This window comes from Pseudomonas sp. B21-021 (assembly GCF_024749205.1).
GTDB classification, from domain to species: Bacteria; Pseudomonadota; Gammaproteobacteria; order Pseudomonadales; family Pseudomonadaceae; genus Aquipseudomonas; species Aquipseudomonas paraglycinae.
The window spans coordinates 3,077,499-3,091,824 of record NZ_CP087192.1; the positions used below are offsets into that span (position 1 = coordinate 3,077,499).

10 protein-coding genes are annotated in these 14,326 nt (G+C 62.8%); 3 read left to right on the top strand and 7 right to left on the bottom strand.

Going from position 1 to position 14,326, the window contains the following annotated elements; translation table 11 throughout:
- Positions 1–149: 149 nt before the first annotated feature.
- The 3 genes from LOY31_RS13730 to glgB all read left to right on the top strand — a co-directional run bounded on the left by LOY31_RS13730 (position 150) and on the right by glgB (position 7,878).
- Positions 150–2,147: an alpha-1,4-glucan--maltose-1-phosphate maltosyltransferase gene (locus LOY31_RS13730; protein WP_258713510.1), complete on the top strand. Its 1,998-nt coding sequence runs from the start codon at positions 150–152 to the stop codon at positions 2,145–2,147.
- Positions 2,148–2,293: 146 nt separating this feature from the next.
- Positions 2,294–5,635: a maltose alpha-D-glucosyltransferase gene (gene treS / locus LOY31_RS13735; protein WP_258713511.1), complete on the top strand. Its 3,342-nt coding sequence runs from the start codon at positions 2,294–2,296 to the stop codon at positions 5,633–5,635.
- A gap of 2 nt (positions 5,636–5,637) precedes the next feature.
- Positions 5,638–7,878 carry a 1,4-alpha-glucan branching protein GlgB gene (gene glgB / locus LOY31_RS13740; protein ID WP_258713512.1) on the top strand — a complete coding sequence of 747 codons (2,241 nt, stop codon included), beginning with the start codon at positions 5,638–5,640 and terminating at the stop codon, positions 7,876–7,878.
- 147 nt (positions 7,879–8,025) lie between these two features.
- Here glgB and LOY31_RS13745 read toward each other — a convergent pair whose 3' ends face one another.
- The 7 genes from LOY31_RS13745 to LOY31_RS13775 all read right to left on the bottom strand — a co-directional run bounded on the left by LOY31_RS13745 (position 8,026) and on the right by LOY31_RS13775 (position 14,326).
- Positions 8,026–9,096, bottom strand: a complete 1,071-nt coding sequence (locus LOY31_RS13745; protein ID WP_258713513.1) for an autotransporter outer membrane beta-barrel domain-containing protein — start codon at positions 9,094–9,096, stop codon at positions 8,026–8,028.
- Positions 9,097–9,486: 390 nt separating this feature from the next.
- Complete coding sequence (locus tag LOY31_RS13750) at positions 9,487–10,284, bottom strand: endonuclease/exonuclease/phosphatase family protein (RefSeq protein ID WP_221533837.1); 798 nt, start codon at positions 10,282–10,284, stop codon at positions 9,487–9,489.
- 91 nt (positions 10,285–10,375) lie between these two features.
- A complete protein-coding gene (locus LOY31_RS13755) occupies positions 10,376–11,137 on the bottom strand; it encodes a PIG-L deacetylase family protein (RefSeq protein WP_258713514.1) in 762 nt (253 codons plus the stop codon).
- A gap of 183 nt (positions 11,138–11,320) precedes the next feature.
- On the bottom strand, positions 11,321–11,980 hold the full coding sequence (locus LOY31_RS13760) for a glycosyltransferase family 2 protein (protein WP_085604064.1): 660 nt from the start codon (positions 11,978–11,980) through the stop codon (positions 11,321–11,323).
- Positions 11,977–12,576 (bottom strand): class I SAM-dependent methyltransferase, encoded by a 600-nt coding sequence (locus LOY31_RS13765; protein WP_258713515.1) that lies wholly within the window; start codon positions 12,574–12,576, stop codon positions 11,977–11,979. Before LOY31_RS13765 ends, LOY31_RS13760 begins: the two co-directional genes overlap by 4 nt.
- Positions 12,573–13,331 (bottom strand): PIG-L deacetylase family protein, encoded by a 759-nt coding sequence (locus LOY31_RS13770; RefSeq protein ID WP_258713516.1) that lies wholly within the window; start codon positions 13,329–13,331, stop codon positions 12,573–12,575. The genes LOY31_RS13765 and LOY31_RS13770 overlap by 4 nt, the downstream gene beginning before the upstream one ends.
- Positions 13,328–14,326 (bottom strand): acyl-CoA dehydrogenase family protein, encoded by a 999-nt coding sequence (locus LOY31_RS13775; protein WP_258713517.1) that lies wholly within the window; start codon positions 14,324–14,326, stop codon positions 13,328–13,330. The genes LOY31_RS13770 and LOY31_RS13775 overlap by 4 nt, the downstream gene beginning before the upstream one ends.

The window sequence follows — 14,326 nt, forward strand, 5'->3', positions numbered from 1 at the left end:
GATCCGATTTTGTGGCGGGGCAAATCCCTGTGAACTTTTCCCGGCAACGGTCGCTCGGAACCTGAGAGAGTTCATCGCCGGGCGCAGGCCCGGTTGTGACCGCCAAACAGGCAAACGAGCGTCCTTGGGGCGTTAAGGAGAGATGCTCAATGACTGCTGAAAAACCCTCCGAACTGAGCTACAACCCGCACATGCCGCTGTCGCAGGCCTTGCTGCTGCCGCGCATCGTCATCGAAAACACCGCACCGACCCTCGACGGCGGACAGTTTGCCGTCAAGGCGATTGCCGGCCGGGAGATCGTGGTCACCAGCAAGGTGTTCGCCGACGGTCACGACAAACTGGCGGTACGCATCCGCTGGCGCGAAGAGGGCGATGAGACCTGGCAGACCGAGGTCATGAGCGACCAGGGCAACAACGGCTGGCGCGGTGTGTTTCAGCCGCAGCGCATGGGCCGTTATTTGTTCCTGATCGAAGCGTGGATCGACCAGTTCGCCAGTTTTCAGTACGAACTGGAGAAGAAACACACCGCCGCCGTCCCGGTCAGCCTCGAGCTGCAAGAGGGGCGCACCATGGTGCAACAGGCCGCCGAGCGCAGCGAAGGTCAGCTCAGCGAGCAACTGGCCGGCCTGCACCACGAATTGTCCGGCCTGCTCGAAACCGAGCAGGTCGCGTTGTTTCTGCACTCGCGCAGTGCGCAACTGATGGCCGAGGCCGATCACCGCGCCTACCTGAGCCTCAGTCCGGAGTTCCCGGTGGACGTCGAGCGCGAACTGGCGGAATTCGCCAGTTGGTATGAATTGTTTCCCCGCTCGATCACCGACGATCCCGCCCGCCACGGCACTTTCAATGACGTGCACTCGCGCCTGCCGATGATTCAGGACATGGGTTTTGACGTGTTGTACTTCACGCCGATCCACCCGATTGGCCGCAGCCACCGCAAGGGTCGCAACAATTCCCTGACCGCTGGCCCGGACGATCCCGGCAGCCCGTATGCGATCGGCAGCGAGGAGGGCGGCCACGAAGCGATTCACTCGCAACTCGGCACCCGCGATGACTTCCGCCGGCTGGTGGCTGCTGCCGCTGACCATGGTCTGGAAATCGCCCTCGACTTCGCGATCCAGTGTTCCCAGGATCACCCGTGGCTCAAGCAGCATCCGGGCTGGTTCAACTGGCGGCCGGACGGCACGATCAAATACGCGGAGAACCCGCCGAAGAAATACCAGGACATCGTCAACGTCGACTTCTACGCGCCGGAAGCGATTCCGAGCCTGTGGGTCGAGCTGCGCGACATCGTGGTCGGCTGGGTGCAGGAGGGCGTGAAGATCTTTCGCGTCGACAACCCGCACACCAAGCCGCTGCCGTTCTGGCAATGGCTGATCGCCGATGTGCGCACGCTGTACCCGGAAGTGATCTTCCTCGCCGAAGCGTTTACCACCCCGGCGATGATGGCGCGGCTGGGCAAGGTCGGTTACACCCAGAGCTACACCTATTTCACCTGGCGCAACACCAAGGCCGAACTGGCGACTTACTTCAGCGAACTCAATCAATCGCCGTGGCGCGAGTGCTACCGGCCGAATTTCTTCGTCAACACCCCGGACATCAACCCGGCGTTCCTGCATGAATCGGGACGTCCCGGATTTCTGATTCGCGCGGCGCTGGCGACCATGGGCTCGGGCCTATGGGGCATGTATTCGGGGTTTGAGCTGTGCGAATCGGCGCCGGTGCCGGGCAAGGAGGAATACCTCGATTCCGAGAAGTACGAGATCCGCGTCCGCGACTTCAACCAGCCCGGCAACATCATTGCCGAGATCGCCCAGCTCAACCGCATCCGCCGCCAGAACCCGGCGCTGCACAGCCACCTGGGCCTGAAGATCTACAACGCCTGGAACGACAACATTCTGTATTTCGGCAAGCGCAGCGCGGACGGCAGCAACTTCATTCTGGTGGCCGTCAGCCTCGATCCGCATAACGTGCAGGAGGCGAATTTCGAGCTGCCGCTGTGGGAAATGGGCCTGCCGGACGATGCCACCACCCACGGCGAAGACCTGATGAACGGCCATCGCTGGGACTGGCACGGCAAGTACCAGTTCATGCGGATCGACCCGGCTTATCAGCCGTTCGGAATCTGGCGCATTAGTTCCCCTTGATCGTTCCCACGCTCTGCGTGGGAATGCCGCCATGGACGCTCTGCGTCCGCCTTTGGGACGCAGAGCGTCCCGGTATGCATTCCCACGCGGAGCGTGGGAACGATCAGTAGCAGGTTTGGCTTCAACGAATTGAACAGGAGTTTCACATGGCGAAGAAACCCAAGGCAGCCACCTTCATCAAGGATCCGCTCTGGTACAAGGACGCGGTTATCTATCAGGTTCACGTCAAATCCTTTTTCGACTCCAACAACGACGGGATCGGCGACTTTCCCGGCCTGATCGCCAAACTCGACTACATCGCCGAACTCGGCGTCAACACCATCTGGCTGTTGCCGTTCTATCCCTCGCCACGTCGCGACGACGGTTACGACATCGCCGAATACCGTGGCGTGCACAGCGATTACGGGACAATGGCCGACGCCAAGCGATTCATTGCCGAGGCGCACAAACGTGGCCTGCGGGTGATCACCGAGCTTGTCATCAACCACACCTCCGATCAGCACCCCTGGTTCCAGCGGGCGCGCAAGGCCAAGCCCGGCTCGGCGGCGCGGGACTTCTATGTGTGGTCGGATGACGACCAGAAATACGACGGCACCCGGATCATTTTCCTCGACACCGAAAAGTCCAACTGGACCTGGGATCCGGTGGCCGGCCAGTACTTCTGGCACCGTTTCTATTCGCACCAGCCCGATCTGAATTTCGACAACCCCCAAGTCATGAAAGCCGTGCTGTCGGTGATGCGTTACTGGCTGGATATGGGCATCGACGGCCTGCGCCTGGACGCGATTCCGTACCTGATCGAGCGCGACGGCACCAACAACGAGAACCTTCCGGAAACCCACGACGTCCTCAAACAGATCCGCGCCGAAATCGACGCCAACTACCCGGATCGCATGTTGCTCGCCGAAGCCAACCAATGGCCGGAAGACACCCAGCTGTACTTCGGCGACACCGACGCCGAGGGCGTGAATGGCGACGAATGCCACATGGCGTTCCACTTTCCGCTGATGCCGCGCATGTACATGGCGCTGGCCCAGGAAGATCGCTTCCCGATCACCGACATCCTGCGCCAGACTCCGGAGATCCCGGCCAATTGCCAATGGGCGATCTTCCTGCGCAACCACGATGAGCTGACGCTGGAAATGGTCACCGACAAGGAGCGCGACTACCTGTGGAACTACTACGCCGCTGACCGCCGCGCGCGGATCAACCTCGGCATTCGCCGGCGTCTGGCGCCATTGATGGAGCGCGACCGCCGCCGCATTGAACTGCTCAACAGCCTGCTGCTGTCGATGCCCGGCACGCCGACCCTGTATTACGGCGATGAGATCGGCATGGGCGACAACATCTATCTGGGCGACCGCGACGGCGTGCGTACACCGATGCAGTGGTCGATCGACCGCAATGGCGGCTTCTCCCGCGCCGATCCGGCCAGTCTGGTGCTGCCGCCGATCATGGATCCGCAATACGGCTATCAGTCGGTCAACGTCGAAACCCAGGCTGGCGATCCGCATTCGCTGCTGAACTGGACCCGCCGTTTGCTGACCGTGCGCAAGCAGTCCAAGGCGTTCGGTCGCGGCACGCTGAAAATGCTCTCGCCGGCCAACCGCCGCGTGCTGGCCTACACCCGTGAATACACCGGGCCGGACGGCAAGCACGAAACCATTCTGTGCGTGGCCAACGTGTCGCGCAGCGCTCAGGCCGTGGAGCTCGACCTGTCGGCCTACGTCGGCATGGTGCCGGTGGAGATGCTCGGCGGTAACGCGTTCCCGCCCATCGGCCAGTTGAGTTTCCTGCTGACCCTGCCGCCCTACGGTTTCTATTGGTTCGGCCTCGCGGCGGAAAACCAGATGCCGAGCTGGCACGTCGAGCCGGCGCAGAGCCTGCCGGACTTCACCACGCTGGTGCTGAAAAAACGCATGGAAGAACTGCTCGAAGCACCGTCCCGCGCCACCCTCGAGCAGGCGATCCTGCCGAGCTGGCTGCAGAACCGCCGCTGGTTCGCCGGCAAGGACGCCGCCATCGACCAGGTCAAACTGGCCTACGGCGTGCGCTTCGGCGATGCGCAGCATCCGGTGTTGTTCAGCGAAATCGAAGTGCAGAGCGGCGGGCAGACCAGCCGTTATCAATTGCCGTTCGGCTTCATTGCCGAAGATCAGGTCGGGCCGGCGTTGCCGCAACAACTGGCCCTGGCCCGAGTGCGTCGGGTGCGTCAGGTCGGGTTGATTACCGACGCCTTCAGTCTTGAAGCGTTTATTCGCGCGGTGCTCGAAGGCATGCAGGGCGGTACGGTGCTGGAATCCAGTGAGGGCGAGATCCGTTTCGAGGCAACGCCGCAACTGGAAAAACTCGGCCTTGGCGCGGAATCCGAAGTGCGCTATCTGTCCGCCGAGCAATCCAACAGTTCGGTGGTGATCGGCAACAGTCTGGTGCTCAAGCTGATCCGCAAAGTTGCTTCTGGCGTACACCCGGAACTGGAGATCAGCGCTTACCTGACCGCTGCCGGATTTGCCAATATCTCTCCACTGCTCGGTTCGGTGATTCGCCGCGACGGGAAGGGCGAAGACAACCTGCTGATGATTGCGCAGGGTTATCTGAGCAATCAGGGCGATGCCTGGGAATGGACGCAGAACAACCTCGAACGGGCGCTGCGCGATGAACTGGCCGATGCCGTGTCCGAACAGGCGCAGCACTACAACGCCTTGGGTGAACTGAAGGATTTCGCCGGGATGCTCGGCCAGCGTCTGGGGGAAATGCATCAGGTGCTGGCAGCGCCGAGCGACAACAAGGACTTCGCGCCGCAGGTCAGTTCGGCCAAGGATGCGCAGGCCAGCGGCAAGGATGTCGCGGCGCAGGTCGAGCATGCGCTGAAGCTGCTCAAACAGCATCAGGGCGAACTCGACGGGGCGGATCAGAAGCTTGTTGCTCGGTTGCTCGACAACAAGAAAACCATCCTCGCCCACGTTCAGGAACTGGCCAGGCAATCCGCTGGCGGCTTGCGGATCCGCGTCCACGGCGATCTGCATTTGGGACAAGTGCTGGTAATCAAGGGCGACGCCTACCTGATCGACTTCGAAGGCGAACCGGCGCGGCCACTGGCCGAACGCCGAGGCAAGCACAGTCCGTACAAGGACGTCAGCGGGGTGCTGCGTTCCTTCGACTATGCCGCCGCCATGGCCCTGAATGTGCACAACGTCGACAACAGCCCCGAGGCCGAAGCCGCGCGTCGGCGGGTCACGGAGCGTTACCTGCGTGAAGCCCGGGCAGCATTTCTCCAGGCATATCGCCAAGCGGCAGCTAGTCTTGATCATGCCTGGCAAGATCCTGAAGGTGCCGACGCCGCACTGGCGTTGTTCGGTCTGGAGAAAGCGGCCTACGAAGTGGCCTATGAAGCCGAAAATCGCCCCACCTGGCTGCCCGTGCCGCTGCACGGTCTGTATGGGTTATTGACGGGGCTCAAACCCTTTTCCGATCTTGGTGGAGAGTAGTCATGAGTTTCTCGAACAGGGAACAGGGTCACGCTAAAGAAAGATTGCTGCCCACTGCAAAAGACATTGATGCCTTGGTGCGCGCAGAACATCACGACCCGTTTTCCATTCTTGGCCCCCACGGCGATGGCGCCGGCGGGCAGTTCATCCGGGCGTATCTGCCCGGCGCGTTGAGTGTTTCTGTCGTCGATAAAAACAGTGGCGAAGAGCTCGGTCCGCTGGAGGCCACCGAAACGCCGGGGTTGTTTGTCGGGCATTTCGAAGGCTCACGGCCGTACCTGTTGCGCACCCGCTGGGCCGGTGGTGAACAGGTCGCGGAAGATCCCTACAGTTTTGGCCAGTTGCTCGGGGAAATGGACTTGTACCTGTTCGCCGAAGGCAATCACCGCGACCTCAGCAGCTGCCTCGGCGCGCAACTGAAAACCGTCGATGGCGTCGACGGTGTGCGCTTTGCCGTGTGGGCGCCGAATGCCCGGCGGGTGTCGGTGGTCGGCGATTTCAACGTCTGGGACGGCCGGCGGCATCCGATGCGCCTGCGGCATCCATCTGGCGTGTGGGAATTGTTCATTCCGCGCTTGCAGGCGGGCGAGCTGTACAAATACGAAATCCTCGGCGCCAACGGCATCCTGCCGCTGAAGGCCGACCCGATGGCACTGGCCACCAGCCTGCCGCCGGACACCGCTTCGAAAGTCGCCTCGCCGTTGCAGATCGACTGGCAGGATCAGGACTGGATGAGCAGCCGCCGTGAGCGCCAGCAGCACAATGCGCCGTTGTCGATCTACGAGTTGCACGCCGGTTCCTGGCAATGCGAACTCGACGATCTCGGCGAAGTGGCCCGCCAGTACACCTGGCCGGAGCTGGCCGAGCGTTTGATTCCGTATGTGAAGGAGCTGGGTTTCACCCACATCGAACTGATGCCGATCATGGAGCACCCGTTCGGCGGTTCCTGGGGTTATCAGTTGCTGTCGCAATTCGCCCCGAGCGCCCGTTATGGCACGCCGGATGAATTCGCGGCGTTCATCAACGCCTGCCATCAGGCCGACATCGGTGTGATTCTCGACTGGGTGCCGGCGCATTTCCCGACCGATACCCACGGTCTGGCGCAGTTCGACGGCACGGCGCTGTACGAATATGGCAACCCGCTGGAAGGCTTCCACCAGGATTGGGACACGCTGATCTACAACCTCGGCCGCACCGAAGTGCACGGCTACATGCTGGCGTCGGCGCTGCACTGGTTGAAGCATTTCCACGTAGACGGTCTGCGAGTCGACGCGGTGGCGTCGATGCTCTATCGCGACTATTCGCGCAAGGCTGGCGAGTGGGTGCCGAACCGCCATGGCGGTCGCGAGAACCTGGAAGCCATCGACTTCCTGCGGCACTTGAACGACGTGGTGGCGCTGGAAGCACCGGGCGCGCTGGTGATCGCCGAGGAATCCACGGCGTGGCCGGGCGTCAGTCAGAGCACCCAGCAGGGCGGGCTCGGTTTCGCTTACAAATGGAACATGGGCTGGATGCACGATTCGCTGCATTACATCCAGCAGGACCCGGTGTACCGCGCCCATCACCACAACGAGCTGAGTTTCGGTCTGGTCTACGCCTGGTCCGAGCGTTTCATCCTGCCGATTTCCCACGACGAAGTGGTGCACGGCAAGCATTCGCTGATCGACAAGATGCCCGGCGACCGTTGGCAGAAATTCGCCAACCTGCGGGCTTATCTGAGTTTCATGTGGACCCATCCGGGCAAGAAGCTGCTGTTCATGGGCTGCGAGTTCGGCCAGTGGCGCGAGTGGAATCACGATCAGCAGCTCGACTGGTATCTGCTGCAATACTCGGAGCACAAAGGCGTGCAGAAGCTGGTCGGCGACCTCAACCGGCTCTACCGCGAAGAGCCGGCGCTGCACGAGCAGGACGATGCGCCGCAAGGCTTCCAGTGGTTGATCGGTGACGATGCGATCAACAGCGTTTACGCATGGCTGCGCTGGAGCAAGGACGGAACGCCGGTGCTGGTGGTGGCCAACTTCACCCCGGTGCCACGCCAGTCGTATCGCGTCGGTGTGCCGTTCGCCGGGCGCTGGAAGGAATTGCTCAACAGTGACGCCGACACGTATGCGGGTTCCAATTATGGCAACGGGGGCGGGGCGTTTACCGAAGAGGTGGCCAGTCATGGGCAGGCGTTGTCGCTGGAACTGAATTTGCCGCCGTTGGCGGTGTTGATCCTTAAGCCTGAAGGCCCAAGCGCGTAACGGATCGCCACGACGTAGATCGTTCCCACGCTCCGCGTGGGAATGCCTCAAGGGACGCTCCGCGTTCCAGCTCTGGAAGGGACGCGGAGCGTCCCGGGCTGCATTCCCACGCAGAGCGTGGGAACGATCATCAGGGATGGCTCGTCCTTACCAGCGCATCCGGATGCCGAGGCTGCCAATCAACCCGTTCAGGTCATTGTCATCCACATCGCTGCTGTAATCGGCGCTGACGTACAGGCTTACCGTCGGCGTCATTTTCGCCACCAGCCCCAGTCCGACTTCAACGGTCGAGGATTTGCGGCTGCTGCTGATCTTGTCCACCTGATCCAGCGTCACCGTGTTGCCGGTGTACACCGTGTGCCACAAGTTCGTGCGCACGTAGGGTTCGACCGGCAGGCCGTTCAGATCGTAGCTCCCTTTCAAGCGTGCACCGACCCGGCCGCTCCACGATGAAATATCGCTGGAAGACGCATTGCCCGAGCCCGCATAGGGCGTGTCCAGGGTGATGCGCTGGTTGATCAATTGCGCCTGCGGTTCAACCACCCAGTTTTCCCCCAGACCGATCGGGAAGCCGCCTTCCACCGACAGCGTCATTGCGCTGCCCTCGGTGGCCAGGCGTGCGCCTTGCTCGTTACGGCTGAAACCGCTGACCCGGCCGCCACTGGCCGACAGGTCGACGTGCCAGCCCTGCGGGCCGATCAGGCTGTAGTAAGCGCCCAGGCTCTGGCCTTGCAGGTTGAGGGTGTCGGTGTTCGGGTCGGCGAGGGCGCGGCTGGTGATCAGGCCGTTGCTGTTGCGCTGAATCTGATTGACCCCGCCGATCAGGCCGACCTGCTGGGTGTGGCCGCTGCTGCTTTTCAGGGTCAGTACGGCGGGCCCCTTGAAGTCGCCGGTGCCGGGCGTGGCGAAGCCCGGGCTGAGGACGTCGGTTTGCGCCTGGCGGGAGGTCGCTCCGTAAAGCTGATCCCAGGCCGAGGGCGCGAGGTCTTCGGTGATCAGGTTTGTACCGCGCAGGTCCGGCTGTGGGCTCAGCCGTTGCGGGCCCGGGGTCACGACCGTGGCGGGGAGGGTCATGACGGGAATGTCCTGGCGATACCAGGGCGTCGCCTCGTCCGCCACAGGACCCGCCTGCGCCTCCATGGACGAGCACAGCAAGATAGAACTTGAAACGGTGCAGAACGTGACTTTGATCTCTTGTGAGGTGAGTGAGGTTTTCATGGAGTTCTACCTTGCTAGCGCATGTGGTATCTCGCCTTGGCGTCTCTCCTACCCCGAACGAGGGGCGACCGAATGGAGCGTGGCGAGCCCGAGGCCGCCCGTTTTGACGAGTGGCCTGAGGTTCGCCCCGAGTAGTATTTCCGGGGGTAGTAAGGTAGAGCTAAGAAGACCCGAGCCCTTGCGTCAAGAAATTGGACGATGAGCGGTCAGGTCAAAACAGGTGATGCAAGTTTCTGTTTTTGCGCATTTATCTAAGTGCTTGTTTGTAGGGCCAATGGCTGTGAAAGCCGCGAGGCAGAGACGTTTTATAGCCGACAGTCGGTCTGCGAAACCGAATGCGGCAATCGGTTTCGCAGCGCTTTGTGGGTGAAGACAGCTGTCAGTATCGCGCTACAAATGCACTTCAACCGCCAGCGGCAAATGATCCGAGAGATGCGTCCACGGTTTGTTGCCGAGGATCTGCGGGTCGTGGCTGCTGGCATTGCGCAGATAAATCCGATCCAGTCGCAGCAACGGGAACCGCGCGGGGTAGGTCTTGGCCGGGCGGCCGTGATGACGTTCGAAGGCTTCGTGCAGGTAGTCGCGGCGGGCGAGGGCGACGTTGCCCTGCAACTGCCAGTCATTGAAGTCGCCGGCGATGATCACCGGCGCATCGTCGGGCAGCGATTCGAGCAACTGGCAGAGCAGCTGCAACTGCAATTGCCGATGGCTTTCGAGCAGGCTCAGGTGCACGCAGATGGCATGCACTTCGGCATGCCCCGGCACATCCAGTACGCAATGTAACAGCCCGCGCCGTTCAGGGCCGGTAATGGAGACGTCGAGGTTGCGGTATTCGCGGATCGGGTACTTCGACAACAGGGCGTTGCCGTGATGGCCATCGGGATACACCGCATTGCGGCCGTAGGCAAAATCGCTCCACATGCTGTCGGCGAGGAATTCGTACTGCGAGGTCTGCGGCCATTCGTTGTAGCGGCTGGAATGCCGCTCGTGTTCGCCCACCACTTCCTGCAGAAACACCAGATCGGCCGAGGTGCTGCGCACCGCTTCGCGCAGCTCCGGAAGGATGAAACGTCGATTGAGCGCGGTGAAACCCTTGTGCGTATTGACCGTCAGCACCCGCAGGCGATGGATGGCGGACGGGGTCGAGGTCTGTGCGTCGACGGCATGACGCTTGGGATCGCTGGACACGTTCACTCCTCTGAATCATGACTGCCTGTTCATGCGACTGATCCGGGCGCGGGCAGTTCACTTTGAGTGGCTGCCCGCGCCCGGCGGACCGTCAATCGACGAAGACGATCTCGTAGGGCAGGCGCATGCGCTCCAGAATCGACTTGGGCAGCAGTGGCGCGATACCGATCGCCGGTTCGCCATTGAGCTGACTGGCGTAGGCGTGGGTGGCGTGGCTCTTGCGCGCGACGGTCCAGGTGTCGAGCCGTAGTTTGCGTGCGCGATGCCACGGAATCTGCGCCTGATCCCGTTCCGGCCAGTGCCAGGCCCAGACCGGCACATCGTGGTAGGTGGCGCCAACCTGTTGTGCCGCTTTGGCGCTGGCCCGGCCGACCACTTCATGATCGGCGGTGCCGTCTTCGCGCCAGGTGCTGAACACCACGTCGCCGGGGCGCAGGTAGCGGGCAATGAAATCGGTCAGTTGGGTTTCCTGGTCGAGCAGGGCTTTGTCGGTGAAACCGCCGCGCACCCATTTCAGGCTGTGCATCGGCAAGCCCAGACGGCGCAGGGCTTCGACGCTTTCCTGCGGGCGGAACACGCTCAGGCGTTTCTCCGACCACTGACGCGAGCCCGGATGACTGGCGCTGCCATCGGTGATCGACAGCAGTTGCAAGGGATGGCCGAGGCTGGAAAGCAGTTGCAGCAGGCCGCCGCAGGTCACCACTTCATCGCCGGGGTGCGGGGCGATGACCACTGCGCGGGCACCGGGCGGGACCAAAGTGTGGGTGTTGATGACGGGAATATTGTCGAGCTGCGGGGCGCTGTTCCAGATCTGCGCCGGCAGGCCGCTCTCGCTGAGGGATAACGGTTTCATGAGTGATACGTCCTTGTTGAGTCTCGCCCTCAGTCGCCCAAACGCTGGTGATACCAGGCGTGTGCGACCCGTGAAGGCTGGTGGATAGCCCTGCAGCGCTCCGAACCCTGGATTGCTGCGCAGCAGAGTATTGCTCAAGACGGGCGGTTCGTCGCGTCACAGATCAACCTGATCCGCTTTTTTTTATTCAGTCTGTGCCAGCTGTCGCAGATAGTCGCCAAAACCGCCGCGTGCGCGGCTGTCCAGACGGGCGCTGGTGATGACTTGCGGGCGATGGCTCCAGGCGATGCTGGCCCCTGAGCGCTCGAGTTGACGCACCAGCTGCACGTCCTCATCACAGGACAGCGGCTCGAAGCCGCCGGCGCGAACATAAGCTTGCGCGCTGACGCCCAGGTTGGCGCCATGGATGTGCCGGTGACCTTCGCAGGCCCGGTAATCGCGGTGATAGCGAATCTGCGCCGCTTCATCGAACCCGTCCTGCCAGCGGTCAACGGTCACCGTGCCGCACACGGCATCGGTGCCCAGCCCTAGTTGCGCCACCAGCCAATCCTCGGCGACCCGGCTGTCGGCGTCGGAGCAGGAAATCCAGCGCGCACCGCGTTCAAGCAATTGCTGCGCGCCGATGGCTCGCGCCTGGCCGACATTGCGCGCTTCGATGCTCAAAGCTTGCACCGGATACTGGCTGACGATGTGCGCCGAACGATCGGTGCAGCTGTCCAGCACCACCAGAATTTCCACCGGTTCACCCGCCAGCATGGGATGTCCGCCAGCGCGCAAAGCTGCGTGCAGACATTCATCGAGCCACTCTTCCTCGTTGTGCGCAGGAATCAGGATGCCAATCATCGCAACCCCTCCAGCGCGGCCACCGAACGGGGTTCGCGGCTCCAGACTTCCAGCAGGAAATCGGCTTCCTGATGCAGGACCAATCGCGGCAGGTGCAACTGTTCGTGAATCAGGTCGTGAACCTGTCGCGCATTGAGCGGGCAATCTTCGATGGGCGGGCGCCAGTGACAGGCCAGCAATTGCCCGTCCGCGGTCAATGAATCGCTGATGCGCCGGATGATCTCTGTCAGATCCTGTCGATCGAGGTAGTAGCCGATTTCGCTGAAGACGATCAGGTCGAATTTTTCCTCAGGCCAGTCGCCCGGCAAGCGACCTTGCCGCACCTCGGCGTGGTCGAACAGGCTCAGCCGGGTACGTGCCAGATTGGCTGCGGCGGCGCTGGTGTCGCAGCACAGCAAACGATCGCAGCGTTCGGCCAGTGCCGCACTCAGTTCACCGTTGGCGCAGCCCGGTTCGAAGATGGCCCGGTAATGCGGGCGGGGCAGGGCCGCCAGAGTCACAAGGCGTTTGCGCTGCTCGTACCAGCGCTGGCGAAATCCCCAGGGGTCGTTATTGCCCGCGAACAGGCCTTCGAAGTAGCGATCCTCGACACTCATAAGAAGACCACCTCGAACGGTTGCAGCAGTCGATCGATGACATAGGGTTTGAGCACCGGGGCCAGGCCGGCTTCGGGGTCGCCTTCCAGCTGGCTGGCGAAGGCGTGCACCGCATGACGCTTGCGCGCAACCTGTGCCGGGCTGAGCAGGATTTTGCGCGCTCGCTCCCAAGGCACGATGGCGTCTTCGGGTGTTGCCCAGTGCCAGGTCCAGACCGGCAGTTCGTGGCAGATCGCACCCACACGGCGCGCCGCTTCGACGCTGGCACGGCCGACGGCTTCGTGGTCGCTGTGACCGTCTTCGCGCCAGGTGGTGAAGATCACGTCGTCGGGTTGCAGGTAGCGGGTCAGGTATTCGCAGAGCATCGATTCGCGCGCGGCGACCTGGGTGTCGGGAAAGCCGCCGCGCAGCCACTGCAACTGATGCATGGGCAAGCCGAGACGGCGCAGGGCTTCGGCGGATTCCTGCGGGCGCACTACGCTCAGACGCTGCACCGGCCAGCGATCCGAGCCCGGATGACTGGCGCTGCCATCGGTCACCGAGATCAATTGCAGGGTACGTCCCGCCTCGGCGAGACGTTGCAACAGTCCGCCGCAACCCAGCACTTCATCGTCCGGATGTGGAGCAATCACCACGGCCCGCGATCCCGGCGGTACCAGATCGAGAATGTCGATGCTTTCCACCGCCGCCAGATGCCGTGAGCCTTGCCATTCCTGCAGGGAAGTTCCCTCGCCGACGATCGGATTTCGCTTCATAGGGCCCAGCTCGCGCGCGGTTGCTGCGCAATTAGTTGGCCCAACGCTGCCAGATCACGTTCGGCATGGCTCTGGCGCAGATACACCGGCAAGTCGGCGGCCAGGCGGGCAAAGTGCGGATCCTTGCAGAACGGCCCGGCGCCGAGGGCCCGACCGGTCTCGCGGATCACCTGCTCAGCGGCATCCTCGACCACCGCGCGTACGCGGCGGGCCAGCAATTCGGCGTTGCTGTGGGGATGGCTGTCGATGTCCAGAGCGCTGACGCGCAGCGCTTGAGCTGCCGCGTGCAAGGCGCTGTCGACGGCGCCGAGACTGGCCAGCGAGTGGGGCTCTTCACGTCGCGCACATTGCTGGCGCAAGCGTTCGCCGATCTCCCTCGCGGCGCCGTACCAGCACGCGGCGATCCCGATTCCGCCGTGCCAGAAACCCGGCCGTTGCAGGTAGTCGCCGGGGTCGCCAATCGCCTGGGCCTCGACATCATCGAACAGCACCTCGACGCTGCCGGTGGCCGCCATGCCGACCGCTTGCCAGCCCTGATCGGTCACGGTCACGCCCGGTTGGTCGAGGGCCACGGCCACCAGTTGCTGGCGATCGTCCTCATCCCACGCCGTGAGCAGGGCGTGGCTGAGCACCGCCGCCCCGGAACACCAGGCTTTGCGTCCGTTCAACCGCACCAGTTGCCCGGAACGGCTGACCCGAACCCGCGCCTGGGGTGGTTCGGCCGCCCACATGCCCCACGTGCTGCCGGGCGTCGGCGATCCGCCGAGTTGCTCGATGATCGCCAACGCATCGGTATGGCCTTCGTAGAGTTTGCACAGCCCCAGATCATGCCCGCCGACCTCGGACAGCCGTTGCCAGCGCTCCAGCGTACGACCGCTGCCGGGTAACGGCAGGCGGTCGAGGCCGGCCTCGACCAGTTGCCGCAGACACAGGCCGAGAGCGGCAGTGTCGCGGTAGTCCGGCGCGTGCCGTGAGAGATAGACGGGCAAGTCCAT

What these genes read in the sequence shown, in the direction of transcription:
- LOY31_RS13745 (WP_258713513.1), bottom strand. Translation starts at nt 9,096, where the DNA reads ATGAAAACCTCACTCACCTCACAAGAGATCAAAGTCACGTTCTGCACC.
- LOY31_RS13760 (WP_085604064.1), bottom strand. Translation starts at nt 11,980, where the DNA reads ATGATTGGCATCCTGATTCCTGCGCACAACGAGGAAGAGTGGCTCGAT.
- LOY31_RS13755 (WP_258713514.1), bottom strand. Translation starts at nt 11,137, where the DNA reads ATGAAACCGTTATCCCTCAGCGAGAGCGGCCTGCCGGCGCAGATCTGG.
- LOY31_RS13770 (WP_258713516.1), bottom strand. Translation starts at nt 13,331, where the DNA reads ATGAAGCGAAATCCGATCGTCGGCGAGGGAACTTCCCTGCAGGAATGG.
- LOY31_RS13775 (WP_258713517.1), bottom strand. Translation starts at nt 14,326, where the DNA reads ATGGACTTGCCCGTCTATCTCTCACGGCACGCGCCGGACTACCGCGAC.
- treS (WP_258713511.1), top strand. Translation starts at nt 2,294, where the DNA reads ATGGCGAAGAAACCCAAGGCAGCCACCTTCATCAAGGATCCGCTCTGG.
- LOY31_RS13765 (WP_258713515.1), bottom strand. Translation starts at nt 12,576, where the DNA reads ATGAGTGTCGAGGATCGCTACTTCGAAGGCCTGTTCGCGGGCAATAAC.
- glgB (WP_258713512.1), top strand. Translation starts at nt 5,638, where the DNA reads ATGAGTTTCTCGAACAGGGAACAGGGTCACGCTAAAGAAAGATTGCTG.
- LOY31_RS13730 (WP_258713510.1), top strand. Translation starts at nt 150, where the DNA reads ATGACTGCTGAAAAACCCTCCGAACTGAGCTACAACCCGCACATGCCG.